Genomic DNA, 24,040 nt, shown 5'->3' with positions numbered 1-24,040 from the left:
TATTGCATCCTCCGCATAAAATAATACTAATCCCGCGAATCATAATACAATATGCCGAGGAGGAGGAGAAATCCGATGAAACGCAATGCTTATCTGCTCGCAAGTGCCGCCGCCGTCTCGCTGACGACCCTGAGTTTTCCGGCCTTTGCCCAGGATGCGGCCGCCGACAATGCCCAAGCGGCTCCCGCCGACGAGGGCGACGCTATCGTCGTCACCGGCATTCGCGCCAGCCTTGAATCCGCGCAGCAGCGCAAGCGCGACGCGAACCAGATCGTCGATTCGATCGTCGCCGACGACATCGGCAAGCTGCCCGACATGAACACCACCGAAGCGCTGCAGCGCGTGTCCGGCATCCAGGTGTCGCGCGACCGCGGCGAAGGCGGATCGGTCGCGATCCGCGGCCTGACCCAGGTGCTCGCGACCCTCAATGGCCGCGAGATCTTCACCGCGGGCGGCGGGCGCAGCTTCAACCTTCAGGATTTTCCGGCCGAACTGCTCGCCGGCATCGACATCTACAAGACGCCCTCGTCCGATCTGGTCGAAGGCGGCATCGGCGGCGTCATCGACCTACGCACGCGCATGCCGCTCGATCTCGACAACCTAACCGTCAGCGGCAGCCTCCGCGGCCGCTACAACGACCTCGCCGACAAATGGAACCCGATGGCGTCGGGCCTGATCTCGACGAAATGGGGGGTCGGCGACGGCGAGATGGGCGTGCTGCTCTCGGGCTCGTTCCAGCAGCGCTCGTTCCGCGCCGACATCGTCTCGGTCGGCGCGCACAGCCGCCGCACGGACGTCATTGCGGGCCAGGAGGTGATTACGCCCAACGGCACCTATGAACCGCTGATCAGCGGCAAGCGCACCCGCATCGGCATCGACGGCACCTGGCAATGGCGCCCGACGCCCGACTTCGAAATCTATGCGCAGGGCAGCTACCAGGAATTCCGCTCGATTCAGGAGCAATATGGCCTCAACGTCGCGACCAACGGCTACGCGGTCGTGCCGGGCAGCGTCACGCTGTTCCCCGGCACCAACGACTTCCAGAGCGGCACCTTCTCGAACGTCGTGGTCTCGACCTTCGGCGTGGCGCGCGACACCTATGACAAGAACCGCCAGTTCTCGTTCGGCGGCAAGTGGTCGGCCGATGCCGCCACCCTTTCGGCCGACTTCTCCTATCAGAAATCGACCAACACGCTCTATTACTCCGAGCTCGACCTGCGCACGACGGTGCCCCAGGTGCAGATCGACGTGACCGGCAACACCAACGGCGGCGTCGCGACGACGTTGCTGTCGGGCGTCGACCTGACCCAGATCGGTTCGTACGACCTGTCGTCGCTGACCCGCAGCGAGAACCACTACAAGGGCGACAGCTATGCGGGGCGCCTCGACGGCGATTTCCAGATCGAGAGCGACTTCTTGTCAGGCTTCAAGGTCGGCGTGCGCTGGGCGAAGCGCTCGATGGAATTCACCCCGATCCGCTTCTTCAGCAGCCCGGCGGCGGGGACCGACGCGACGCCCTATGCCGATCTGTTCCAGCCGATGCCGTTCGACGATTTCTACCGGAGCGCATCCAACATCACCTATAACCCGCTGGTCGCCGATCCGGCGCTGCTGCGCGGCGATTTCGACTCTGTCCGCAACGCGATCGGCATCACGACGGCGCCCGCGGTCGATCCGAAGACGATCTTCGACATCAACGAGACGACCACCGGCGGCTATGCCCAGCTGTTGTTCAAGACCGAGGGCGCGCTGCCCATCGACGGCAATGTCGGCGTTCGCGTGGTGCAGACCCAGCTCAACGTGACGGGCAACCAGAACTCGACCGTGGGCGGCACCGTCGTCCTGACGCCGCTCAATGTCCACTCGAGCTATGTGAGCGTTCTGCCGAGCGGCAACATCCGCTTCCGCCTGACCGACGATCTGCAGCTCCGTCTGTCGGCGTCGAAGACGCTGACGCGGCCCGACTTCGGCCAGCTCTCGCCGTCGCTGACCCTGGTGCCCGCCAACGGTCAGGCGTCGAGCGGCAACCCGTTCCTGAAGCCGCTGCGCGCGGATCAGGCCGACGTCAGCCTCGAATATTATTTCTCGCCGACCGGCTCGGTCTATGCGGCGGGCTTCTATCGCAAGGTGAAGGGCTTCATCTTCACCACCGTGACGCCCAACGTCCCGATCGACGGCATCCTCTATAACCTGTCGCAGCCGACCAACGGCGAGAGCGGCGACATCAAGGGCGCCGAAATCGGCGGGCAGGCTTTCTTCGACTTCCTGCCGGGCGCGCTGTCGGGCTTCGGCATCCAGGCCAACTACACCTATGTCGATTCCAAGACGCCCAGCGCGGTCGCGGGCTTCATCACCCCGCTGCCGAACCTGTCCAAGCACAGCTTCAACATCAGCGGCCTCTATGAAAAGGGCGGCCTGTCAGCGCGTGTCGCCTATAATTACCGCTCCAAATTCTATCAGGGGCTGTTCACCGGCGACGGCAATGTCGGGCTTGTCTATCGCAAGGGCTATGGCTGGCTCGATGCGTCGATCAACTATGACGTGACCCCGAACATCACCGTGTCGCTCGAGGGAAGCAATCTGCTGCGCACCGCCGAGGCGACCTATTATGTCGACGAGACCCGCCCGGGGCAGGTGTCGATCGATGACCGCCAGTTCCTCGCCGGCGTGCGCTTCAAATTCTAGAGAGGCAAAGACGGACAGATGGGCCGCCCGGTCATTTCGACCGGGCGGCCTTTTTTTTTCAGATGGCCCAGCCGCCGTCGATGATCTGCACCTGGCCGGTCGTGTAGGTCGCGCCCGCCAGATAGACGACGAGATCGGCGATCTCCTCGGGCGCGCCGATGCGCCCGATCGGCTGGCGCGCGATGAACGCCGCGCGGGCGCCTTCATAATCCCCGCCGGCCGCGAGCCGCTCGTCAAGCGACGGCGTCTGGACCGTCCCCGGGCAGATCGCGGTGACGCGGATATTCTGCCCGACGAAATCGGCCGCGATCGACTTGGTGAGACCGATCACCGCCGCCTTGGTCACCGAATAGGCGTAGCGGTTGGGAACGCCCTTCACGCTCGACGCGACCGACGCCATGTTGATGATCGCCCCGCCGCCGCGCGCCACCATGCCGGGCAGCACCGCCTGGCAGGTGTGCGTCATCGCCATGACGTTGAGCCGCCAGGCGAAATCGAGATCGGCGTCGCTGGCCTCCAGAACCGAGCCGCCGTGCACCACGCCCGCGCAGTTGAACAGAATGTCGATCGCCTCGTCGCGAAGCGCGGCGACCGCCGCCGGGTCGAGCACGTCGAGCCGGCGCGTTTCGATACGCTCGCCCGCGAGACCGTCGAGCCCCGCCTCGTTGACGTCGGTCGCGATCACGCGCGCGCCGGCGGCGGCGAGCGCGAGCGCCGAAGCGCGGCCGATGCCCTGGGCGGCGGCGGTGATGAAGGCGGTTTTTCCGGTCAGGTCGATCACGTTTGAAAATCCTCAGTCTTGGGGGATGGAAGTTCCGGGCTGGCTGCCCGCTCGATAGGCGGCCTCGACGAGCGCCATCGTCCGCCAGGCGTCCTCGACGTTCGTCGCGAGCCGGTCGTCCTCGCCCGCGGCGAAACGCTGGAGATTGGCCATCGGGCCGATGAAGGCATCGGGAAACCAGGCGCCCGCCAGCGGCACCTGCTCCCACGGTCCGCCGCGGCCGGCGAGCCACAGTTCGTCGGGCTCGCCGACCGGATAGTCGAGCAGCAGGCCGAGCTTGGCGAGCGCGGCGCCGTCGGCGCCCTCGACGCGGAAGCTCGCGTCCTGAAAACGGCGACCGAAATCATGATGATGGTTGATCGAGAGCTGGACCCGCAGCGTGTCGCCATAGTCGAGGATCATCGACGTGCGCGTGTCGGCAAGGTCGCTCGCCGGATGGCCGAAGCTGCGCGCGAACACCGCCTGCGGATCGCCGGCGAGCGCACGGATCGTGTCGAGATAGTGGATCGAATGGCTGACGATCTCGACCCGCGGATTGGGCTTCAGATGCGGAAAGAGATGCCACGGCGTCACGAGGTTGATGTGCACCTCTATCTCGGTGAGCTCGCCGAGCCGCCCCTGGCGGATCGCATCGCCGATCGCCAGCATCATCGCCGAATAGCGGAGCTGGAAATTGACCGAAGCCGTCAGCCCCCGCGCGCGGCAGGCGTCGCGGATCGCGGTCGCCTCCGACAGATCGAGCCCCATCGGCTTCTGGAGCAGCGCCGCCGCCCCTTCGGGCAGTGCCTCGAGGATCGCGCGATGCGCCACCGGGGGCGCCGCGACGTCGAACACCGCATCCTCGGCCGCGGCCTCCTCGATCGAGCCGAACACGCGGGCGATGCCCCATTCGGCCGCCAGCGCCTCGGCGCGCGCGCGGTCGAGGTCGTACAGGCCCGCGACGGCGAAACCCGCCTTGCGATAGGCGGGCAGATGCGCGTCGGACACGATCCCGCCGGTGCCGATGATGACGATCGGCCGCGGCGCGCTCGGCATCGGCCAGGCTTGCTGCAACGCGCTCATGGGACCGCTCGCGCCTGCGCCGCGGCGAGTAGCTCGCCGGTCGGCCGGTCGGTCGTCACCGCCTCGGTCACCAGATCGTCGACGATATGGCTGATCCGCGCGAGGTCGGGCGTGATCGGCATCGCGCGCGCATGTTCGTGCAGCCATTCGAGCCGGTGATAATAGGGGAGGCGCGCGTTGATCTCCGCGCCGGTCCAGGTCGACCGCCGGACGCCGATCGCGCCCTCGATCGTCGTCAGCCGGTCCATCTCCGCCGTCGCGCAGTGGCGCAGGAAATCCCAGGCCAGCGTCTTGTTGCGCGACCCCGCCCCGATCGCGAGCACCCAGAAGACGTTGAGCGACACGCTGCGCCCGCCCGGCCCGGCCGGCAGCGGGGCGACGTCGACCAGCCCGCGCACCGCGCTTTCGGGCGCCGAGTCGGCATGCGCCGCGAAACCGAACCAGTTCGCCATCAGCGCGACCTTGCCCTCGGCGAACAGCGCGCCCGACCGGACGCTGTCGAGCGACCGGCAATCGGGCGCAATGGCCCGGTCGTCGCTTGCCAGCAGGCGCAGGAAATCGAGCGCGGCGTGCGCGGCATCCGACGTGAAGTCGGGCCGCCCGTCCCGATCGAACACCTCGCCGCCGCGCGACCAGATATGGATGCAGAAATCATAGAAGCTGTTGTGACCGTCGGGGAACAGCGCGAGCACCGTGCCGTAGCGCCCCTCGTCCGGCGCATGATGCTGCCGGGCCAGCGCATGAAACGCCTCCCAGGTCCGCGGCGGCTCTTCGATCAGGTCCTTGCGATAGACCAGGCATTCGGGCCCGTCGTGATAGGGCATCGCCCACAATCCGCCGCCGAAGCGCTGGAGGCCGGTCAGCGACGGGCTCCAGGCATCGGGCCAGTCCGGCACCGGCGCGCGCGCCATGTGCGGCGCCAGATCCTCGAGCAGATCGTCCGCCACCGCCTCGGCCAGCCAGTCGGTGTTGAGGAAGGCGATATCCCACGCGCCACTGGCGAGGCCCCGTTCAGCGATGACGCTGTGGTGCAGCGGATTGAGGTCCATCGGCACCGCCTCGATCGTGGCGTCGACGCCCCGCACGCGTGTGAAATCGGCGAACTGCCGGGCGATGGCGCTCTCGAACGGCCCGAAACGGCGGACGGCGATGCGCAGCCGGGTCATGCCGCCGCCTTGCGCGCGCCGCGCTTGCCGCCGACCGTGTAGATGGCCGCGGCGGCGATCACGACGATACCCTCGATCAGCCCCTGGTAGCTCGCGCCGAGGTTGAGCACGTTGAAGCCGTTGGTGAGCGTGAAGAGCAGCAAGGCGCCGACCACCGTCTTGACCACGCTGCCCGCGCCGCCGAGCAGCGAAGTGCCGCCGAGGATCGCCGCGGCGATCACCGTCAGTTCGGCGCCCTGCAACGCGGTGGGATTGATCGCGCCGAGCCGGCAGCCGAACAGCACGCCGGCGAACCCCGCGGCCGCGCTCGACAGGATGAAGGCACCGATCTTGTAGGCATGGACGCTGATGCCCGAGAGGCGCGCCGCCTCGGCATTGCCGCCGACGGCGTAGACGCGCCGGCCGACAACCGTGAAGCGCAGCACCGCCCAGACGATCGCCGTGAACAGGGCGAGATAGACCACCGGCGCGGCGACCGCGAAGCCCCGCCCCGCAAGGAGCGCGAGTGCCGCGATGACCACGCCGCCGAGCCCCGGCAGCGGCCGCCGCTTCAGGGCCGCCAGCACCAGCAGCGCCGCCGCGATCGCCAGCAGGGGCCAGAACAGCGGCACGCGCGTGCTTTCGAAGGCGAGCATCTGCTGGAGCACCTCCGGCCGCTCGACCATCAGCGAGCGGCCGTCGGTCAGCACGAGCACGAGGCCGCGCACCGCGGTCAGCGTGCCGAGGGTGACGATGAAGGCGTTGATCCCGACGAACTGGACGATGACGCCGTTGACGATCCCGATCCCGATCGCAGTGGTGATCGCCGCCAGCGCCGCCAGCGGAAAGCCGATGCCGGGCGCCAGCCCGATCAGCACCGCGGCCGCGAGCGCGGCGACGGAGGCCACCGACAGGTCGAACGCGCCGGTGATCAGCATCACCGTCATCGCGACGCCCATGATGCCGACGAGCGACGCCTGATAGGCGATGTTGCCGAGATTCTGCGCCGAGAGATAATTGGGGAGCCCCTGCGACTGGGCGATCGCCGCCAGCAGCGCGAGCAGGATCAGCAGCGCGTAATAGACGCCCGCCTCCCGCAGCCCGAAGATCTGGCGCCAGTCGGTGGTCCTGTTCATGCTGCGATTCCTGTGTCGGTGTGGGTTCCGCTGGCGAGCTGGATCAGCCCCGCCTCGTCGATGGCCGCCGGATCGACCTCGGCCACCACGGCGCCGTCGCGCATCACCAGGATGCGGTCCGCGACGGCGATCAATTCCTCGAATTCCGAGCTGACGAGCACGACCGCGAGGCCGTAGTCGGCAAGGGCGCGGATCAGGCGGAGAATGTCGGTGCGCGCGCCGATGTCGATCCCCGCCGTCGGCTCGTCGAGCAGCAGGACGCGCGTCTCGGGCGTCAGCCATTTGGCGATCACCACCTTTTGCGCGTTGCCGCCCGAAAGCTCGCTGACCAGCGCGTCGGGTCCCGGCGCCTTGATCGCGAGCCGGTCGATCGCGGCCCGCGCGGCGGCATCCTCGTCCGCACGCGCGATCAGCGTGCCGGTGCGCGGCAAAGCGAGATTCTCGGCGATGGTCATGCCGGGGACGAAGCCCTGCGCCGCGCGATCCTCGGGGACGAGCGCGATGCCCGCCGCCACCGCTTCGGGCGGCGTGCGGCCCACGCGGTCGCCCCCCAGCGAAACCAGCCCCTCAGCCGCCGGATCGGCGCCGAAGATCGCGTGCAGCAGCTCGCTGCGCCCCGCCCCCAGCATGCCGGCGACGCCGACGATCTCGCCTTTCGCGACCGCGAAGCTCGCCGGCGCGAGCTTGCCGGGCGAGGCGAGGTCGCGGAGTTCGAGCAGCGGCGCGCCGGTTCGGCGCCCGCTTTCGGCCCGCTCGAGTGCCGCGACCGACCGCCCGGCAATCGCCGCCGCGATCGCGGCCTCGTCGAGCGTCGCCGTCTCGGCATGCAGCACCGCGCGGCCGTCGCGCAGCACCGTCACCTCGTCGGTCAGCGCGACGATTTCGTCGAGGAAGTGCGACACGAACAGCACCGCGCGGCCCTCGTCCGTCAGGCGGCGGATGGTGCTATAGACCTGCTCGCGTTCGTGGCCGGCGAGCGAGGCGGTCGGCTCGTCCATGATCAGCAGCGCGGGGTCGCTCATCAACCCCTGCGCGATCGCGACCATCTGGCGCGTGCCGATCGGCAGGTCGCCGACGATGGCGTCGAGATTGAACGGATCGCCGAGCATGCGCGCGACGGCGGCGGCGCGCGCGCGGCCGAGGCGATCCTGACGCCAGCCGCGCCGCTGTTCGAGGAGCATATTCTCCGCCACCGACAGGGTCGGCACCAGCGGGATATGTTGATAGATGGTCGCCACGCCGGCGGTTCGCGCGCTGCGCGGATTGTTCCAGCGCACCGGTTCGCCCTGCCAGCTCACCGCGCCGCCGGTCGGCGGGATCGCGCCGGCCAATATCTTGATCAGGGTCGACTTGCCGGCCCCGTTGGCGCCGAGCAGCCCGTGCACGCGCCCCGCCTGCACGGTCAGGTCGACGCCGCGCAAGGCGACGGTGCCGTTGGGCCAGACCTTCTCGACCCCGGCAAGCGAGAGCAAAGGCGTCACCATTGACCGACGCATTGCCCGACGGTCGCCCGCGTCACCGCGGGGATCGGATAGGTGCGAAAGCGCGCGCCCTTGCCCCCCGCCCCTTCGTGCAGCGCCTCGAACGCCAGCGCGCCCAGCGCTTCGGGCTTGAAGCAGACCGTGCCGTCGACCGCGCCGGCCTTGATCGACGCGATCGCGAGCTTCGATCCGCCGACGCCGATCAGCCGCGCCCGCGACCCCGCCGCGCGGACGGCGCGGGCGCAGCCGATCACCATGTCGTCGGCCTCGTTGTAGAAGAGGTCGATGCCGGGCTGCGCCGCGAGGATGTTCTGGCAGGCCGCCTCGCCGCCCTCGCTGGTCCAGTTGCCCGGCTGCGAGGCGACGATGCGATAGCGCGCGCCGGCGGCATCGAGGCCGAGGCGGAAGCCCCGCGCGCGCTGCTCGACTTCGGGAAAACCCGCCGCGCCCTCGATCACCGCGATGCGCGCCACGCGGTCCCGGGGCAGCCAGGTCGCGGCGAGCCGACCCGCCGCCCGCCCGGCCTCCACCTCGTTCTGCGACGCCAGCGCGACCAGACCGGGGTAGACGTCGGTGATCGGCCGCGTCCGCGGATCGCCGACCAGCGCCGCGACCGCCGCAATCGGCACCCGCTGCGCGTTGGCGCGCCTGACCCAGCCCTGCGCCACGACCGAATCGAGCGGCATCACCGCGATCCCCTTCACCTTCTGGGCGATGAGGTCGTCGATGTCGTTGGCCTGTTTCTGCACGTCGCCCTTGGCATCGAGGATGATCGCCGTCGCCCCGGCGCGCGCCGCCGTCTCGCTGAAGCCCTTGGCGATCGCCGCGGCAAAGGGATAGCTGAGGCCGACGGTCGACAGGCCATAGCGCGGCCCGCCGCCGTTTCCGCTCGCGACCGCGCCGTTCGCCGCACGCGCCGCCTGCCGCACGCCGGCGAGCGACGCGATCGCGACGAGCGCGACCGCCAGCATCAGGACGAGGGGAACCGGGCGCAGCGCCATGATATTCAGGCCGAGGGGCGGCGCGCGACGAGGTAGAGATGCTCGCAGGCGAGAACCGTCTCGCCGCGCTGGTTGCGCATGTCGACGGCCTCGGTCACGACGCCGTGCGAGGCGCGCTTGGGATGGTCGCGCTTGTCGGCGATACGCGTGACGGTGGTGATCGTGTCGCCGATATGCACCGGCCGGATAAAGCGCAGCCGGTCGTAGCCGTAGGACATCGAATGCGGGTTGATCGTCGTCGCGGTCAGGCCGATGCCGATCGCGAAGATCATCGTGCCGTGCGCGATGCGCTGGCCGATATCCTGCGTCTTGCACCATTCGGCGTCCATATGGTGGGGAAAGAAGTCGCCGGTATGGCCGGCATGCACCACGAAATCGGTCTCGGTGATCGTCCGGCCGAAACTCGTGCGCTCGGCGCCGATCTCATATTCCTCGAAATATTGCTCGACGATCATGGGGCGAACTCCTGGTCGATGGTGGCGCGGTCGGCGCCCAGTCGGGGCGCGGCGCGGGGCGAGGTGAGGATGGCGCCGTCGACGCGGATCGGACAGCGCGTCAGCGACAAGCGATCGCCGCCCGGCGCGCGCACGGTCTGCGTGGCGCGGAGCGCGGCGAAAGCCGGCTCGGCGAGCAGCGCCGGCCAGTCGAGCACGGGCGCGGCCCAGATGCCCGCCGGATCGAGCAGCGCCAGCCATTCGGCGGTGCCGCGCGACGCGAGATGATCGCGGATCACCGCCTTGATCGCATCGCGCTCGGCAAACCATGTTTCGCGCGGGAAGGCAGCGAGCGCCGGCAGGCCGATCACTTCGCCCAGCCGGTCGACCGGCGTCATCGCCAGCGCGAGATAGCCGTCCGCCGTCGCATAGATGCCGTAAGGCGCGGCGAGATAGACATTGCCGTTGGCGATGCCGGCACGCGGGGGCATCGGCTCGTCGCGGTTGAGATGGACCGAGAGATGCTCGAACTGCAGGTCGATGGCGGTTTCGAGCAGGCTCACGTCGACCCGCCCGCCACGCCCGGTTCGTCCGCGCCGCACGAGCAGCGCGAGGATGCCCTGGCAGAGCTGCGCCCCGGCGGCCATGTCGGTGATCGACAGCCCCGCCGGCACCGGCGGCCCGCCGCCCTCGCCCGACAGCCAGGCAATGCCCGACAGCGCCTGGACGAGGAGATCCTGCCCCGGCCGGTCGCGCCACGGCCCGTCGGGGCCGTAGCCGCTGACCCCGGCATAGATGAGCCCGGGGTTCAGCGCCGACACGTCCGCCCAGCCCAGCCCCAGCCGGTCCATGATGCCCGGACGAAAATTGTGGATCAGCACGTCGGCGCGCGCGACCAGCCGCCGGACGGCGGCGAGATCGGCCGGATCCTTGAGGTCGGCCGCGTAGCTTTGCTTTCCGCGATTGATCGCGTGGAACAGCGCGCTGTCCTGGTCGAACCCCATGTCGGCGAGGAACAGCGAGCGGCTGGCGTCGCCGCCGTCGCGCCGCTCGACCTTGATCACGCGCGCGCCGAGATCGGCGAGGCGCAGCGCGCAGGACGGACCGGCGAGGAACTGGCTGAAATCGAGGATCGTCAGGCCTTCGAGCGGCAGCCCGTCGACCGGCCCGCTCCCGGCGGCCTCGCCATTGTCCTCCTCGCCTGCCGTCACGTCCAAACTCCAATTAGTCGTTTTATATTATGTATGCTTGAAAACGCTATTGAGGGGGCTATGGCGAGTCAACCGATTTCCCGATCCTTGAGCGATCGGCCCTGGCTGGAGAGACGCGCCATGCGCGGAATGACCTGGAACCACTCGCGCGGCCATGATCCGCTCGTCGCCGCGTCCGCCGCATGGCAGGCCCGCACCGGGCAGGAAATCCTCTGGGACCAGCGCTCGCTGCAGGATTTCGAAAGCTATCCGGTCGAGGATCTCGCGCGGCGCTATGACCTGATCGTCATCGACCATCCGCATGTCGGCCAGGTCGCCGACAGCGGGTGCCTCGTCGCGCTCGACACCGCGATCGACGCCGCGACGCTCGCCGAGATCGCGGCGGGGTCGGTCGGCGGCTCCTATGAGAGCTATCATTGGAAGGGCCACCAATGGGCCCTTCCCGTCGACGCGGCCGCGCAGGTGCAGGCGTGGGTGCCGTCGCGGATCGATGCGCCGGTCGCGGACTGGACCGCGCTCGCGGCGCTCGCCGCCGAAGGCCGCGCCTCGCTGCCGCTGCGCCCGCCGCACAGCCTGATGAGCCTGTTCACGCTCTGCGGCGTCGCGGGCGTCGCGCTCGCCCCGGAAGACGACGACCTGTTCCCGGCGGAGGCCGCGCGCGCCTATGATCTGCTCACGGCGCTCGCCGGCCGGGTCGATCCGGCGGCGTACGAAATGGACCCGATCGCGATGTTCGAGGATATGGCCCGGCCCGATTCGAGGCTCGCGGTCGTGCCGCTGATCTATGGCTATGTGAGCTATGCCATCGCCGGATTCCGCCCCGAGCTCGTCCGCTTCGCCGACATTCCGGCGCTCGGTCACGGCCCCAGCGGCTCGACCCTCGGCGGCACCGGCATGGCGGTCTCCGCCTATGCGTCGGACCCGGCAGGCGCCGCCGCCTTCGCCGCCTGGGTTTCGGGCGGGGCGGTGCAGCGCGATCTTGTGGCGCCCCACGGCGGCCAGCCCGGCCACGCCGATGCGTGGACCGCCGACAGCGTCAACGCCGCGACGCACGATTTCTACCGCGCGACCCGCGCCACGCTCGACCGCGCCTGGATCCGCCCGCGCCACCATGGCTACATGGCCTTCCAGCATGCCGCTTCGGAGCGCCTCAACGCGGCGCTCCGCGCGGGCGAACCGGCCGACCAGGTGATCGCCGCGCTCAATCAATTGTATCGCAGGGCCCCATGACCGCGCCGCTCGATGGGCTGCTCGTCGTCGACATGGCCCAGTTCCTGTCGGGCCCGTCGGCCGCGCTGCGGCTGGGCGATCTCGGCGCGCGGGTCATCAAGGTCGAGCGGCCCGGCAGCGGCGACATCTGCCGCACCCTCTATCTCAGCGACACCGACATCGCGGGCGATTCGACGCTCTTCCACGCGATCAACCGCAACAAGCAAAGCCTTGCCGCCGACCTCAAGGCCCCGCGCGACGCGCGGCGCGTCCACCGGCTGATCGACCGCGCCGACGTCGTGATCCAGAACTTCCGGCCCGGCGTCGCCGAGCGCCTGGGGTTCGGCCCGGCGGCCCTGCGCGCGCGCAATCCCCGGCTGATCGTCGCCAGCATCTCGGGCTATGGCGAGGGCGGCCCGTGGGTCGACCTTCCGGGGCAGGATCTGCTCGCGCAGGCGCTGTCGGGCGCGATGTGGCTGAACGGAAGCGCGAGCGACGGGCCGGTGCCGTTCGGCCTGTCCGTCGCGGACATGCTGGCGGGCCATATACTGGTCGAGGGCATCCTCGCCGCACTCGTCCGGCGCGGCATCGCCGGCGAAGGCGCGACGGTCGAAACCAGCTTGCTCGAAGCGCTGATCGATCTGCAGTTCGAGGTCCTGACCACGCATCTCAACGACGGCGGACGCCCGCCGCAGCGCGCCGCGGTGAACAACGCCCATGCCTATCTCGCCGCGCCCTATGGCGTCTATCGCACCGCCGACGGCTGGCTGGCGCTGGCGATGATCCCGCTCGATGACCTCGCGCCCTTGCTCGTTCTGCCGATCGCCGGCCGCGACGCCTTTGCCGAGCGCGATGCGATCAAGGCGCTGATCGCCGGTCGGTTGAAACAGGCGACGACGCAGGAGTGGATCGCGCGGCTGCGCCCGCACGACCTGTGGTGCGCGCCGGTCAACGACTGGCCTCGGCTCCTCTCCGAACAGGCCTTCCGCCGGCTCGACATGACGCAGCATATCCGCCGCGACGATGCTCGCATCGCGACGACGCGCAGCCCGCTGCGGATCGACGGCAGCCGCGCCGGCATCGACCGGGGCGCGCCGAGGGTCGGAGAGCATAGCGCGGCGATCGTCGCCGAGTTCGCGCTCGACGAAGACGGGGACGTTCAAGACTGACTCCAAGCGCCTTGCGGACCAGGGAGTTTCGGCTAGGGTGAGCGCCGAACCGCAGGATCAGGGGAAAGATGGACGAGGAACGCAGCCCCCCGCCCCGCATTCACGGAACGATCGCTCGCAAATTGGGAATCGACATCGTCGGAGGGCGACGCAAGCCCGGCGACCATCTGGACGGCGAGATCGAGGCGAGCGGGGAATTCGGCATCTCGCGCACCGCCTATCGCGAGGCGATCCGGATTCTCGCCGCCAAGGGGCTGGTCGAAAGCCGGCCCAAGGTCGGAACGCGCGTCACTCCGCGCGGCCGCTGGAACCTGCTAGATCCCGACGTGCTCGCCTGGTCGTTCGAAGGCAAGCCCGACCCGCAGTTCGTCGTCGACCTGTTCGAATTGCGCGAAGTGATCGAACCCGCCGCCGCCGCGCTCGCCGCCACCCGGCGCGACGCGGCGGATGTCGCCGAAATGCGCGACGCGCTCGATGGCATGCGACGCCATGGCCTCGGCAACGAGAGCGGGCGCGCCGCCGACCAGCGTTTCCACCGCGCGATCCTCGCCGCCGCCCGCAACGAGCCTCTCGCCGCGCTCGCCAGCAGCGTCGGCGCTGCGGTGCGGTGGACCACCAAGTTCAAGCAGAGCCGCCCGGGCAAGCCGCGCGACCCCTTGCCCGAGCATGTCCGCGTGTTCGATGCGATCGAAGCCGGCGACGCCGACGCCGCGCGCGCGGAAATGGCGGGCCTGCTGCGGCTGGCGCTGGAGGATATGGCGCTGCCACGGCCGAGCTAGGCCCTGTCACGCACCGATCACGCCGGGTTGATGTTGCCGCGCCCTCAGTGATTGTCCCGCGGAAGCCCGCGCGTCTGCGCGATCCGCTGATAGGCTTCGGCACCTTCGAGGATCGCGCCGGTGCCGAGCTGCCCGACCACCGAGCGCTGCAATTCCTGCCACGGCGTCTGCGATGCCGGATAGGCGTAGCCGCCCTCCGCTTCCAGCGCCTGGCGCCGCGCGTCGAGCTCGGCCGCCTCGACCAGCACATTGGCGGTGGCGCGCCTCAGGTCGATGCGCACGCGATCGCCGGTGCGGAGCAGCGCGAGCGCGCCGCCCGCCGCGGCTTCGGGCGAGGCGTTGAGGATCGAGGGGCTGCCGCTGGTTCCCGACTGCCGCCCGTCGCCGAGGCACGGCAACGCGTGGACGCCGTCGAGGATGAGATGCGCGGGCGGCCGCATGTTCACCACCTCGGCCGCACCCGGATAGCCGATCGGCCCGGCTCCGCGCATGACCAGCAGCGTCTCCGCCGTGATGCCCGTCGCGGGATCGTCGATGCGGCGATGATAATCCTCGGGCCCGTCGAACACGGCCACCGGTCCCTCGAACGCGTCGGGATCGTCGGGGTTGGAGAGGTAGCGCGCGCGAAACTCGTCCGAAATCACGCTGGTCTTCATGATCGCCGAATCGAACAGGTTTCCGGAGAGGACGATGAAACCCGCGTCGGCCTTCAGCGGGTCGGCGTAGCGGCGGATGACCTTTTCGTCCTCTATCTCTACCGCGCGGCAATTCTCGCCGATCGTCCGGCCGTTGGCCGTCATCGCCTCTTCGGCGATCAGCCCCTGCCCCATCAATTGCGCGACGACCGCCGGCACGCCGCCGGCACGGTAATAATCCTCGCCCAGATATTCGCCCGCCGGCTGCAGGTTGACGAGCAGCGGGATGGCGTGGCCATGATCCTGCCAGGTCTTGAGCGGCAGATCGACGCCGATGTGGCGCGCGATCGCGGCGAGATGGATCGGCGCATTGGTCGATCCGCCGATCGCCGAACTGACCGCGATCGCGTTGAGGAACGCGTCCCTGGTCATGATGTCGGAGGGTTTCAGATCCTCCCGCACCATCTCGACCGCGCGCTTTCCGGTCCGATAGGCGACTTCCTGCCGGTCGCGATAGGGGGCGGGGATGGCGGCCGATCCGGGCAGCGACATGCCCAGCGCCTCGGTCAGCGAATTCATCGTCGTCGCGGTGCCCATGGTGTTGCAATAGCCGGTCGACGGCGCCGAGGAGGCGACGAGCCGGATGAACTCGGCATCGTCGATCTCGCCCGCCGCGAGCATCTGGCGCGCCTTCCACACGATCGTGCCCGAGCCGGTGCGCTCGCCCTTGTGCCAGCCGTTGAGCATCGGCCCGACCGACAGCGCGATCGCGGGGATGTTCACCGTCGCCGCCGCCATCAGACAGGCCGGCGCGGTCTTGTCGCAGCCGACCGTCAGCACCACGCCGTCGAGCGGATAGCCGTAGAGCGTCTCGACCAGGCTGAGATAGGCGAGGTTGCGGTCGAGCCCCGCGGTCGGGCGCTTGCCCGTCTCCTGGATCGGGTGCACCGGAAATTCGATCGCGATCCCGCCGGCCTCGCGGATGCCCTCGCGCACGCGCTCCGCCAGCACCAGATGGTGGCGGTTGCACGGCGACAGGTCCGACCCCGTCTGCGCGATGCCGATGATCGGCTTGCCCGACTGCAATTCCTCGAGGCTCAGCCCGAAGTTCAGATAGCGCTCCAGATAGAGCGCGGTCATGTCGACATTGTCGGGATTGTCGAACCACGCACGGCTGCGAAGCATCGGCGGGTGGGAAACGGACATTCGGTTACTCCGCGTTGACGAGATGGATCAACCGATATACTCAGACAAATATAAGATCAACGAGGGATGCAGCGAATATGGCGATGGCTCCGACACCGGTTCGCACCGAAGCTCTGGACGGGACCGGCGGCGGAGGCACGGGCTATGCGAAGGCGCTGACGCTGCTCGCCACCCTGTTCTTCATGTGGGGCTTTATCACCGTCATCAACAACACGCTGCTCCCGCACCTGCGCAGCGTGTTCGACCTCAACTACTTCCAAACCGGGCTAATCGAATCGGTCTGGTTCATCGGCTATCTGCTCGCCTCGATTCCCGCTGCAAAGCTGATCGAGCGGATCGGCTATCAGCGCGCGCTGACCACCGGGCTGACGATCATGACACTTGGCTCGCTCGGCATGATCTTGGCCGCCAATCTCGTGTCCTACGGTATTACCATCGCGTCGCTGTTCGTCGTGTCGTGCGGGATCGCACTGCTCCAAGTCGCGGCGAACCCTTATGTCGCGGTGATCGGGCCGCCCGAAAGTTCCGAGCGGCGCCTTACGCTGGTCCAGGCTTTCAACACCACCGGCGACGTGCTGGCGATCTTGTTCGGCAAGTATCTCATCCTCGCCCGCACTACGGCAGGGACATCGGCGCACGGCGCGCAGCTTACCCCGGCGCAGCGCATGGCCGACGCGCAGGCGACCGAACTGCCCTATCTGATCGTGGCGGTCGTCTTGGCTTTGCTCGCGATATTGATCGCACGCACCAAACTTCCCGTACTCAGCGCTGCGACCCGACGTGCCAATGCCGAGCAGCGCAAGGGACTTTCGCTGTGGAATCATCGCAACTTGGTCCTTGGCTGTGTCGGCATCGCCTTGTGCGTGCTCGCCGAGATCGGTGTCAGTAGCTACTTCATCAACTTCGTCTCGCAGCCGGATATTGCCGACCTGACGCAGGAGCATGCCGCGTCCTACCTCACGCTTTTCTGGGGCGGGATGATGGTCGGACGGTTTGCCGGTGCTGCTCTGATGCGCAAGATCGCGCCGGAGCAGGTGCTGGCGCTTTTCGCTCTTATCGCGATCGGCGGCACGCTTGTCGCGACCCTGATATCCGGTCCGGCGGCGATGTATGGCCTGATCGTTGCCGGCCTGGGCATCTCGATCATGTTTCCCGCCATCTTCGCGCTGGCGATCCGCGGGCTGGGTCCCTTGACCGAAGAAGGGTCCGGCTTGCTGATCATGTCGATCGCGGGCGGTGCCTTCGCCTCCATTCAGGGAAAGATTGGCGATGCCTACGGGCTGCACTGGGGGTTTGTGATCCCGGCCGTCTGCTGTCTCTATGTCCTCTTCTACGCGCTGTGGGGCAGCAAACCCACCAACGCGGTGGCCTGACCCATGGCCGCTACCCTCATCGCCCTCGCGCTGGCCGCCCAGGCCGCCGTCGCCACGCCGCCCGCCCCCGTCCGCGATCCGCGCAACTGGCCGGCGCCGGTCATGGACAGCGTGCCGCCCGAACTGCCCACGCTTCGGCCCGGCGCGGTGCTGATCCTCTCCAAGACCAACGGCTTCCGCGACCCCGAGCAGATCGACGCCGCCAGGACGGTGCTCGTCGATCTCGTCCGCCGGCAGGGCCGCGACGCGTTCGCGACCGAGAATGCCGCGGTGATGAATCCGCGCGATCTCGCCAAATTCTCGGTGATCGTCCTCAACAGCACCTCGGGCAATATTTTCGACGCACGCCAGCGCGCGGCCTTCCGCGGCTGGGTCGAAAAGGGCGGCGGCATCGTGCTGCTCCACGGCGCGGGCGGCGACCCCGAATATGACTGGGACTGGTATCCGCGGACGCTGATCGGCGCGCAGTTCATCGGCCATACCGGGCGCCCCAAGCAGTTCCAGCAGGGCAGGATCGAGGTCCGCGACCGCAGCAATCCCGCGACGCGCGACCTGCCCGACCAATGGGTGCGGACCGAGGAATGGTATTCGTTCGACAAGGTGCCGAGCGGCAACGGCACGCGCATTCTCGCGACGCTCGACGAGACCAGCTACGAACCCTATCCCGAACGCACCCGCATGGGCGCGGTGCATCCGCTGATCTGGACGCGCTGCGTCGGCAGGGGCCGCGTCTTTTTCTCCGCGCTCGGGCACAAGGCCGAGACCTATGCCGAACCGCTGCACCAGACGCTGATCGCGGGCGCGATCCGCTGGGCCGCCCGCAGCGAGGGCGAGGGCTGCTGATCGCCGCCAAAGCTGTCGCGCGCAAGGCCCGAAAGAAGCATGTTGACGGCCACCGGGTCGCCGTGGCAATCGCCGGGCGCATCGCGGGTGTAGCTCAATGGTAGAGCAGAAGCTTCCCAAGCTTACGACGAGGGTTCGATTCCCTTCACCCGCTCCAGCCTTTCCCGGCTGTGCCTAGTTTCCCGCCTTCACCGTCACCCGCTGCTCGACCAGTTCGGCCTCGCCATAGGCGGTGAGGAAGGAGATGTCGGCGGCGTCGCGCCCGGCGGCGATCTTCACCAGTTCCGCCGCGCTCGCCATTCCCGTCGGATCGACCAGATGCCAGCCCCCGCCCACGAACACCTCCGCCACGGCATGGAAATCCTGCGGTTCGACGTGGGGCGCATAGGCGCTGACGACGCGCGCGGGGAAATCGGCGGCGCGCGCGAGCGCGACGAGGACATGGGCATAGTCGCGGCACACGCCGCGCCGCGCGAGGAAACTGTCGATCGCGGTCGTCGCGGCGTCGCTGGCGCCGGCGGCATAGGTGAAGTGCCGTGCGATCCAGTCGCGCATCGCCGCGATCTTCGCGCCGCCCTCGACGCCGGCGAACTCGGCTTTCGCGAAGGGAACGAGCTGGTTCGACGGGCAGTAGCGCGATTCGTTGAGATATTGCACCGCGCCCGCGGGCAGGCGGTGGAGCGGCACCTGCGCCAGCGGCTCGATCGCGGAGCCCGTCCGCCGGACCTCGACCGTCGCCGAATAGCGCGCCTGGAGCCGCCCGCCGCAGCGCAGCCAGATCCGTTCGCCGATGCCGTCGGGCGCGGCGATGCGGGCGAAATGTTCGGGCGTGCCCGCGTCGAAGCGCGACCGCGCGACATGCTGCTCGCCCGGCAACGACGCCGCCTCGACCTGAAGCATCAGATAGGCGGGCTCGGGGAGGCGATAATCGAGGAGGGCGGAAATCTGGAACTTCATCGACGGACAACGCACGGGCCGGGATTCGGTGGCGTGCGGCAGCGAATATGGCCGCGCCGGCGCAAATGCAAGGATGCGCAAACCGCCTCGACACGATATGGCGGCGCCCGCGCGCCGCGCCCCATCAACCGGACAGGATCATCGTGACCGCTTCGCGCACCATCCCCTTCATCATCGCCACCATCTTCATGGACGCGGTCGGCTTCGGCATCATCATGCCGGTGCTGCCGCAGCTGGTGATGGAGGTCGGCCGCATCGACCTGGCGCACGCGATCGAGGTCGGCGCGTGGATCGGCCTCGTCATGGCGGTCGCGACCTTCCTCGCCTCGCCGCTGCTCGGCAATCTGTCGGACCGCTTCGGGCGGCGGCGCGTGCTGCTGCTCGCGCTCGCCGGGCTGACCGCCGACTATATCCTGCTGACCGTCATCGATACCCTGCCCTGGCTGTTCATCGCCCGCGCGCTGTCGGGGCTGTTCGGGGGCAGCTATGCCGCCGCGCAGGCGGCGATCGCCGACGTCACGCGCCCCGAGGATCGCGCGCGCAACTTCGGCTTCGTCGGCGCCGCCTTCGGCGTCGGTTTCGTCGCCGGGCCGGTGATCGGCGGCTTTCTGGGCGAGATCGGGCCGCGCGCGCCCTTCGTCGCCGCGGCGGCGCTCGCGGCGGCGAACATGCTCTATGGCCTGTTCATCTTTCCCGAGACGCTGGCGCCCGAACGCCGCCGCGCCTTCGACTGGCGGCGCGCCAACCCGCTCGGCGCGTGGCAGGCGATGCGCGCGCTGCCCGGCATGGGCGGCGTCGCGCTGGTACTGCTGCTGTGGCAGATCGCCAGCCTCGTCTATCCGATGACGTGGAGCTTCTATTGCATCGCGCAGCTCGGCTGGACACCGGGGATGATCGGCGCCAGCCTCGCCGCGGTCGGGGTGATGATCGCGCTCGGCCAGACTTTCGTCGTCGGCCCCGCGGTTGCGCGCTTCGGCGAGCGCGACGCCGCGACGCTCGGCCTGCTCGTCGCGGTCGCGATCTTCATCGGCTTCGCCTTCGTGCGCACGACCTGGGGCGCTTTCCTGCTGCTCATTCCCGTCGCGCTGCAATCGCCGGTGCAGCCCGCGCTGATGGCGATGATGTCGCGCCGCGCGACCGCCGACACGCAGGGCGAGGTGCAGGGGATTTCGGCGATGGTGATGGGGCTGGGCCAGCTCGTCGCGCCGCTGCTGCTGACCGGAACGATGGCGTGGTTCACCGGGAGCAACGCGCCGGTGCATTTTCCGGGCGCGGCCTTTCTGGTCGCGGCGCTGTTCGGGCTGTTCGCCGCCGCGATGCTCCGCCGCCTGCCCCGCGCGGCGCGGGGCACGGACGACGAGACGCCGGCTCAGATGCCGCCGTCGGTTACCGCATAGCCCGCGGCCTCGACCCCGGCCGTCACCGCCGCGACGCAGGCGGCGACCGCGTCGGCCTTGGTCGAGCGGATCACGAAATTGGCGCCGGTGCGCCCGTCGCGGAAGAAAGGGTAGCTGCCGATCGCGACGCCGGCATGCGCGACCTCGGCCGCGCGCAGGACGTCGGCGACCTCGCTCTCGGGCACCCAGGCGCCGATCGTGTGCGCGACGAGCGGCGCCCCGCCCTCGAGCTCGCCGGTCAGCGCGTCGAGCATCCCGGCGGTGATGTGCGGCACTCCGGCCATCACGAACAGATTGCCGATCCGGATGCCCGGCGCGCCCGACATGCGGTTGGGGATCAGTTCGGCGCCCGCGGGAACGCGCGCCATGCGCAGCCGCGCCTCGGTCAGCTCGCCGCCCCGCGCCGTATAATAGCGTTCGAGGATCGCGCGCGCCTGCGGGTGGATCACGACCTCGACCCCCAGCGCCTTCGCGACCGCGTCGACGGTGATGTCGTCGTGGGTCGGGCCGATCCCGCCGGTGGTGAAGACATAGTCGTAGCGCGCGCGCAGCGCGGTCAGCGCGTCGACGATCTCGGCCTCGACGTCGGGGACGATCCGCACTTCGCGCAGGCGGATGCCCTGCACGTCGAGCCAGGTCGCGATCTGCGCGACATTCTTGTCCTGGGTGCGGCCCGAGAGAATCTCGTCGCCGATCACCAGCACGGCGGCGGTCCAGATGCGTTCGTCGCTCATCCCCTTGCCTTAACCTCGCGCCGTGACAAAACAAGCCCGCTGGAACGACAAGAGTGTTCCTGATATGTTCCTTCCGACTCGAAGGGAGACGATGGATGGCCGACGAACTGATTTTCTACACCAACCCGATGTCGCGCGGACAGATCGTCCGCTGGATGCTCGAGGAGGTCGGGGCGCCCTATGAAACGCGCCTGCTCGATTATGGCACGACGATGAAGGCGGCCGACTATCTGGCGGTCAATCCGATGGGCAAGGTTCCGGCGATCCTCCATGCGGGCAGGGCCGTCACCGAATGCGCCGCGATCTGCGCCTATCTGGCCGACGCCTTCCCCGCGGCCGGGCTCGCGCCCGCGCCGGCCGAGCGCGCCGCCTATTATCGCTGGCTTTTCTTCACCGCGGGCCCGGTCGAGCAGGCGATCACCGCCAAGCAATTCGGATTCGAGCCCGCGAGCGACCAGCAGCGCATGGCGGGGTTCGGCTCGCTCGCGGCGGCGCTCGACGCGCTCGAAGGCGCGGTCGCGGGCAAGGCCCATGTCGCGGGCGACCGCTTCAGCGCCGCCGACGTCTATGTCGGCAGCCAGATCGACTGGGGCCTGCAGTTCGGCACCATCCCCTCCCGCCCCGCCTTCGAGGCCTATGTCGCGCCGCTGCGCGAGCGCGCGGCCTACAAGCGGGCGAAGGCGATCGACAACGGCCTGATCGCCGAAATGCAGGCGGCGAACCCGGCCTAGGATCGCGGCCCTAGGGAAGCGCCTTCAGCAGCCCGGCCGCGAGCGGCGCGAGCCGCCGCACTTGGGGATCCTGCGATTCGGCCGCGCCGGCATAGACCGCCTGGGCAAAGGCGGTGGCATTGTGGACCGCCGCGAGCTTCGCGTCGCTGGTGAAGGGCGGCTGGCGGCGCGGCGCGCCATCGGCGGCGAGCGCCTCAAACCACGCCGTCCACGCCGCATCGCCGATGTCGGTGCGGCGGGCGAGGAACAGCACCGGCCGCGCCAGCCGGCCGGGCTCGCCATAATGATAGAAGAGCGCGGCATCGGGCGCGACCTGCGCCGCGATCGCGCCAAGCAGCACATCGGCATCGGCGCGCGCCAACCGCGGGTTGAGCGCGAGCTGGAGCATCAGGTCGGCGCCGTGCGCGACGCCATGCCGCCACCCTTCGCCCGCGGCAAAGCCGCGATAATCGCTCACTCCGCGTAAATAGGCCGCGCCCGTTTCGGCGAGCGCGTGCAATTCGGCGTCCGAGAGAAAGGGCTCGATCCGGTCGGCGCGCGCGACTTCGGACAGGGCGAGGGCCGCGAAGGGGCGGCGGAAGCCCGCCGCATCGTCCGCCTCCGCGAGGATCGCCGACAGCCGCGTCGCGGCATGGCGCAGGCCAGCTTCGGACAGATGCTTGCCGCGCAGACCTTCGAACCACAAGGTGAAGGCAAAGCCGTCGCGCACCGCAGGATCGGGATCGGCGAGGCAGGCGATCAGCGCGTCGACCGCGGCGTCGCCGGCGGCCGGGAAATAGGCGGCCGCATAGGCCTTGAGGTCGCCGTCCGCGGGCTGTGCGACCGTGCACGCCGCCGACCGAACCTCGGCAACGCCCGGCGATGCCGCCAATAGCACGCCCGCCCCCAATATTGCGCCGATCGTCATCCATCCCTCCCGTTCCGACTATGCCACTCCTGTACTACAGACTCGCGGGCGGGAAACGCCGGCTTTGGGGGTGGGAAGCGGGCATTCCCCTCCCTTTTAGGGAGGGGTTAGGGGTGGGTGCGCGAGCGGAGCGAGCCCACGAAAGAACGCCGCCTTCGGCGGCTACCCACCCCCGGCCCCTCCCTAGAAGGGAGGGGGAAGATTGGTCGCAAAGCTGACATCGCAACACCGGTTCGCGAGGCCCCAAATGAAAAAGCCCGGCGGATTGCTCCGCCGGGCTTCTCTTGATCGCTGGTCCTGCCGAACCGCTCAGTTGCGGCTGCTGCCGAACAGGCGGAGCAGGAACAGGAACATGTTGATGAAGTCGAGGTAGAGGTTCAGCGCCCCCATCACCACCGACTTGCCCACGAAATCGCTGCCGCGGACATGGAAATACATGCTCTTGATCTTCTGCGTGTCATAGGCGGTGAGGCCCGCGAAGACGAGCACGCCGATCACGCTGATCGCGAGATCCAGCGCGCTCGACTTGAAGATGAACGCGTTGAGCACCATCGCGACGAGGATGCCGAACACGCCCATGATCAGGAAGGTGCCGAAGCCCGACAGGTCCTTCTTGGTCGTGTAGCCATAGAGGCTGAGGCCAAGGAAGGCGGCCGCGGTCGCGAAGAAGGTCTGCGCGATCGAGGCGTCGGTATAGACGAAGAAGATCGACGCCAACGACACGCCCATGACCGCCGAAAAGGCCCAGAACAGCGCCTGCGCCGCTGCCGTCGACAGCTTGTTGATCCCGAAGCTCAGCACCATCACGAACGCCAGCGGCGCCAGCATGATCACATATTTGATCGGTCCGGGGCCGAACAGCAGGTCGGGCGCGCCGCTCCAGCGCGAGAACAGCAGCGCGACGACGCCGGTCAGCAGCACGCCCGACGCCATATAGTTGTACACCGACAGCATGTACGACCGCAGGCCGGCATCGACGGCTCCGTCCGCCGTGCCGACGGTGCCAAAGCCGGACGCCGCCATATTGGGGTCGTTCCAATTCGCCATTGTCAAATCTCCATCACCGGCCAGAGCATACCGGCCGTGCGGGCAATATCGGTGTTTTACCCCCGGCTTTCAAGCGAAACCGGACAATGGCGGCCGAGGACGATGGCGGTGGCATCG

21 protein-coding genes and 1 tRNA gene are annotated in these 24,040 nt (G+C 68.8%); 9 read left to right on the top strand and 13 right to left on the bottom strand.

The window, feature by feature from the left end:
- Positions 1 to 75 precede the first annotated feature (75 nt).
- Positions 76 to 2,685, top strand: a complete 2,610-nt coding sequence (locus CD928_RS15480; RefSeq protein WP_095387957.1) for a TonB-dependent receptor — start codon at positions 76 to 78, stop codon at positions 2,683 to 2,685.
- Between the two features lie 58 nt (positions 2,686 to 2,743).
- Here CD928_RS15480 and CD928_RS15475 read toward each other — a convergent pair whose 3' ends face one another.
- Genes CD928_RS15475 through CD928_RS15440 form a run of 8 tightly spaced genes read right to left on the bottom strand, consistent with a single transcriptional unit; the run spans position 2,744 to position 10,936 of the window.
- Entirely contained in the window at positions 2,744 to 3,466 is a 723-nt protein-coding gene (locus CD928_RS15475; protein WP_095387956.1) for an SDR family oxidoreductase, read from the bottom strand.
- A gap of 12 nt (positions 3,467 to 3,478) precedes the next feature.
- Positions 3,479 to 4,528: a Gfo/Idh/MocA family protein gene (locus tag CD928_RS15470; protein ID WP_095387955.1), complete on the bottom strand. Its 1,050-nt coding sequence runs from the start codon at positions 4,526 to 4,528 to the stop codon at positions 3,479 to 3,481.
- On the bottom strand, positions 4,525 to 5,694 hold the full coding sequence (locus tag CD928_RS15465) for an extracellular solute-binding protein (RefSeq protein WP_095387954.1): 1,170 nt from the start codon (positions 5,692 to 5,694) through the stop codon (positions 4,525 to 4,527). The genes CD928_RS15470 and CD928_RS15465 overlap by 4 nt, the downstream gene beginning before the upstream one ends.
- Complete coding sequence (locus tag CD928_RS15460) at positions 5,691 to 6,809, bottom strand: ABC transporter permease (protein WP_095387953.1); 1,119 nt, start codon at positions 6,807 to 6,809, stop codon at positions 5,691 to 5,693. Before CD928_RS15460 ends, CD928_RS15465 begins: the two co-directional genes overlap by 4 nt.
- Entirely contained in the window at positions 6,806 to 8,293 is a 1,488-nt protein-coding gene (locus CD928_RS15455) for a sugar ABC transporter ATP-binding protein (protein ID WP_255247192.1), read from the bottom strand. Before CD928_RS15455 ends, CD928_RS15460 begins: the two co-directional genes overlap by 4 nt.
- A complete protein-coding gene (locus tag CD928_RS15450; RefSeq protein WP_095387951.1) occupies positions 8,287 to 9,291 on the bottom strand; it encodes a sugar ABC transporter substrate-binding protein in 1,005 nt (334 codons plus the stop codon). Before CD928_RS15450 ends, CD928_RS15455 begins: the two co-directional genes overlap by 7 nt.
- A 5-nt stretch (positions 9,292 to 9,296) precedes the next feature.
- Positions 9,297 to 9,746: a MaoC/PaaZ C-terminal domain-containing protein gene (locus CD928_RS15445; protein WP_095387950.1), complete on the bottom strand. Its 450-nt coding sequence runs from the start codon at positions 9,744 to 9,746 to the stop codon at positions 9,297 to 9,299.
- Positions 9,743 to 10,936: a CaiB/BaiF CoA-transferase family protein gene (locus CD928_RS15440; RefSeq protein ID WP_255247191.1), complete on the bottom strand. Its 1,194-nt coding sequence runs from the start codon at positions 10,934 to 10,936 to the stop codon at positions 9,743 to 9,745. The genes CD928_RS15445 and CD928_RS15440 overlap by 4 nt, the downstream gene beginning before the upstream one ends.
- A 120-nt stretch (positions 10,937 to 11,056) precedes the next feature.
- On the opposite strand from CD928_RS15440, the gene CD928_RS15435 reads away from it, so the two are divergent.
- The 3 genes from CD928_RS15435 (at position 11,057) to CD928_RS15425 (ending at position 14,093) form a co-directional block, all read left to right on the top strand.
- Positions 11,057 to 12,166, top strand: coding sequence for an extracellular solute-binding protein (locus tag CD928_RS15435; RefSeq protein WP_095387949.1), 1,110 nt, complete (start codon positions 11,057 to 11,059; stop codon positions 12,164 to 12,166).
- On the top strand, positions 12,163 to 13,314 hold the full coding sequence (locus CD928_RS15430) for a CaiB/BaiF CoA-transferase family protein (RefSeq protein WP_095387948.1): 1,152 nt from the start codon (positions 12,163 to 12,165) through the stop codon (positions 13,312 to 13,314). The genes CD928_RS15435 and CD928_RS15430 overlap by 4 nt, the downstream gene beginning before the upstream one ends.
- A 68-nt stretch (positions 13,315 to 13,382) precedes the next feature.
- Positions 13,383 to 14,093 carry a FadR/GntR family transcriptional regulator gene (locus CD928_RS15425; protein ID WP_095387947.1) on the top strand — a complete coding sequence of 237 codons (711 nt, stop codon included), beginning with the start codon at positions 13,383 to 13,385 and terminating at the stop codon, positions 14,091 to 14,093.
- A gap of 44 nt (positions 14,094 to 14,137) precedes the next feature.
- Here the strand turns inward: CD928_RS15425 and CD928_RS15420 are convergent, their stop codons facing one another.
- Entirely contained in the window at positions 14,138 to 15,934 is a 1,797-nt protein-coding gene (locus CD928_RS15420) for an IlvD/Edd family dehydratase (RefSeq protein WP_095387946.1), read from the bottom strand.
- A gap of 77 nt (positions 15,935 to 16,011) precedes the next feature.
- Here CD928_RS15420 and CD928_RS15415 point away from each other — a divergent pair, with 77 nt between their 5' ends.
- The 3 genes from CD928_RS15415 to CD928_RS15405 all read left to right on the top strand — a co-directional run bounded on the left by CD928_RS15415 (position 16,012) and on the right by CD928_RS15405 (position 18,307).
- Positions 16,012 to 17,307 (top strand): sugar MFS transporter, encoded by a 1,296-nt coding sequence (locus CD928_RS15415; protein WP_095387945.1) that lies wholly within the window; start codon positions 16,012 to 16,014, stop codon positions 17,305 to 17,307.
- Between the two features lie 3 nt (positions 17,308 to 17,310).
- Positions 17,311 to 18,150, top strand: a complete 840-nt coding sequence (locus CD928_RS15410) for a ThuA domain-containing protein (RefSeq protein ID WP_095387944.1) — start codon at positions 17,311 to 17,313, stop codon at positions 18,148 to 18,150.
- Positions 18,151 to 18,233: 83 nt separating this feature from the next.
- A tRNA-Gly gene (locus tag CD928_RS15405) sits at positions 18,234 to 18,307 on the top strand.
- Between the two features lie 17 nt (positions 18,308 to 18,324).
- On the opposite strand, the gene CD928_RS15400 is transcribed toward CD928_RS15405, so the two are convergent.
- Positions 18,325 to 19,107 (bottom strand): transglutaminase family protein, encoded by a 783-nt coding sequence (locus tag CD928_RS15400; protein ID WP_095387943.1) that lies wholly within the window; start codon positions 19,105 to 19,107, stop codon positions 18,325 to 18,327.
- Between the two features lie 23 nt (positions 19,108 to 19,130).
- On the opposite strand from CD928_RS15400, the gene CD928_RS15395 reads away from it, so the two are divergent.
- Positions 19,131 to 20,504, top strand: a complete 1,374-nt coding sequence (locus CD928_RS15395; protein ID WP_255247208.1) for an MFS transporter — start codon at positions 19,131 to 19,133, stop codon at positions 20,502 to 20,504.
- On the opposite strand, the gene CD928_RS15390 is transcribed toward CD928_RS15395, so the two are convergent.
- Entirely contained in the window at positions 20,477 to 21,238 is a 762-nt protein-coding gene (locus tag CD928_RS15390) for a molybdopterin-binding protein (RefSeq protein WP_095387942.1), read from the bottom strand. The two genes, CD928_RS15395 and CD928_RS15390, sit on opposite strands and share 28 nt — an antisense overlap.
- A gap of 95 nt (positions 21,239 to 21,333) precedes the next feature.
- On the opposite strand from CD928_RS15390, the gene CD928_RS15385 reads away from it, so the two are divergent.
- Positions 21,334 to 21,969: a glutathione S-transferase family protein gene (locus tag CD928_RS15385; RefSeq protein WP_095387941.1), complete on the top strand. Its 636-nt coding sequence runs from the start codon at positions 21,334 to 21,336 to the stop codon at positions 21,967 to 21,969.
- A 10-nt stretch (positions 21,970 to 21,979) separates the two neighbouring features.
- Here CD928_RS15385 and CD928_RS15380 read toward each other — a convergent pair whose 3' ends face one another.
- Positions 21,980 to 22,876 carry a DUF2785 domain-containing protein gene (locus CD928_RS15380; RefSeq protein ID WP_095387940.1) on the bottom strand — a complete coding sequence of 299 codons (897 nt, stop codon included), beginning with the start codon at positions 22,874 to 22,876 and terminating at the stop codon, positions 21,980 to 21,982.
- 309 nt (positions 22,877 to 23,185) lie between these two features.
- Entirely contained in the window at positions 23,186 to 23,923 is a 738-nt protein-coding gene (locus CD928_RS15375) for a Bax inhibitor-1/YccA family protein (RefSeq protein WP_095387939.1), read from the bottom strand.
- Positions 23,924 to 24,040 lie beyond the last annotated feature (117 nt).

It is taken from the genome of Sphingopyxis sp. GW247-27LB (assembly GCF_002277025.1).
GTDB lineage: Bacteria > Pseudomonadota > Alphaproteobacteria > Sphingomonadales > Sphingomonadaceae > Sphingopyxis.
The sequence above is the reverse complement of the archived record's forward strand: the minus strand, read 5'-3'. Positions and strand labels throughout refer to the sequence as shown.

Bases quoted from the DNA above. Each gene is read 5' to 3' on its own strand.
- CD928_RS15430 (WP_095387948.1), top strand. From the start codon at position 12,163: ATGACCGCGCCGCTCGATGGGCTGCTCGTCGTCGACATGGCCCAGTTC.
- CD928_RS15450 (WP_095387951.1), bottom strand. From the start codon at position 9,291: ATGGCGCTGCGCCCGGTTCCCCTCGTCCTGATGCTGGCGGTCGCGCTC.
- CD928_RS15445 (WP_095387950.1), bottom strand. From the start codon at position 9,746: ATGATCGTCGAGCAATATTTCGAGGAATATGAGATCGGCGCCGAGCGC.
- CD928_RS15380 (WP_095387940.1), bottom strand. From the start codon at position 22,876: ATGACGATCGGCGCAATATTGGGGGCGGGCGTGCTATTGGCGGCATCG.
- CD928_RS15470 (WP_095387955.1), bottom strand. From the start codon at position 4,528: ATGAGCGCGTTGCAGCAAGCCTGGCCGATGCCGAGCGCGCCGCGGCCG.
- CD928_RS15455 (WP_255247192.1), bottom strand. From the start codon at position 8,293: ATGGTGACGCCTTTGCTCTCGCTTGCCGGGGTCGAGAAGGTCTGGCCC.
- CD928_RS15390 (WP_095387942.1), bottom strand. From the start codon at position 21,238: ATGAGCGACGAACGCATCTGGACCGCCGCCGTGCTGGTGATCGGCGAC.
- CD928_RS15400 (WP_095387943.1), bottom strand. From the start codon at position 19,107: ATGAAGTTCCAGATTTCCGCCCTCCTCGATTATCGCCTCCCCGAGCCC.
- CD928_RS15465 (WP_095387954.1), bottom strand. From the start codon at position 5,694: ATGACCCGGCTGCGCATCGCCGTCCGCCGTTTCGGGCCGTTCGAGAGC.
- CD928_RS15425 (WP_095387947.1), top strand. From the start codon at position 13,383: ATGGACGAGGAACGCAGCCCCCCGCCCCGCATTCACGGAACGATCGCT.
- CD928_RS15460 (WP_095387953.1), bottom strand. From the start codon at position 6,809: ATGAACAGGACCACCGACTGGCGCCAGATCTTCGGGCTGCGGGAGGCG.
- CD928_RS15415 (WP_095387945.1), top strand. From the start codon at position 16,012: ATGGCGATGGCTCCGACACCGGTTCGCACCGAAGCTCTGGACGGGACC.
- CD928_RS15385 (WP_095387941.1), top strand. From the start codon at position 21,334: ATGGCCGACGAACTGATTTTCTACACCAACCCGATGTCGCGCGGACAG.
- CD928_RS15435 (WP_095387949.1), top strand. From the start codon at position 11,057: ATGCGCGGAATGACCTGGAACCACTCGCGCGGCCATGATCCGCTCGTC.
- CD928_RS15480 (WP_095387957.1), top strand. From the start codon at position 76: ATGAAACGCAATGCTTATCTGCTCGCAAGTGCCGCCGCCGTCTCGCTG.
- CD928_RS15420 (WP_095387946.1), bottom strand. From the start codon at position 15,934: ATGTCCGTTTCCCACCCGCCGATGCTTCGCAGCCGTGCGTGGTTCGAC.
- CD928_RS15410 (WP_095387944.1), top strand. From the start codon at position 17,311: ATGGCCGCTACCCTCATCGCCCTCGCGCTGGCCGCCCAGGCCGCCGTC.
- CD928_RS15375 (WP_095387939.1), bottom strand. From the start codon at position 23,923: ATGGCGAATTGGAACGACCCCAATATGGCGGCGTCCGGCTTTGGCACC.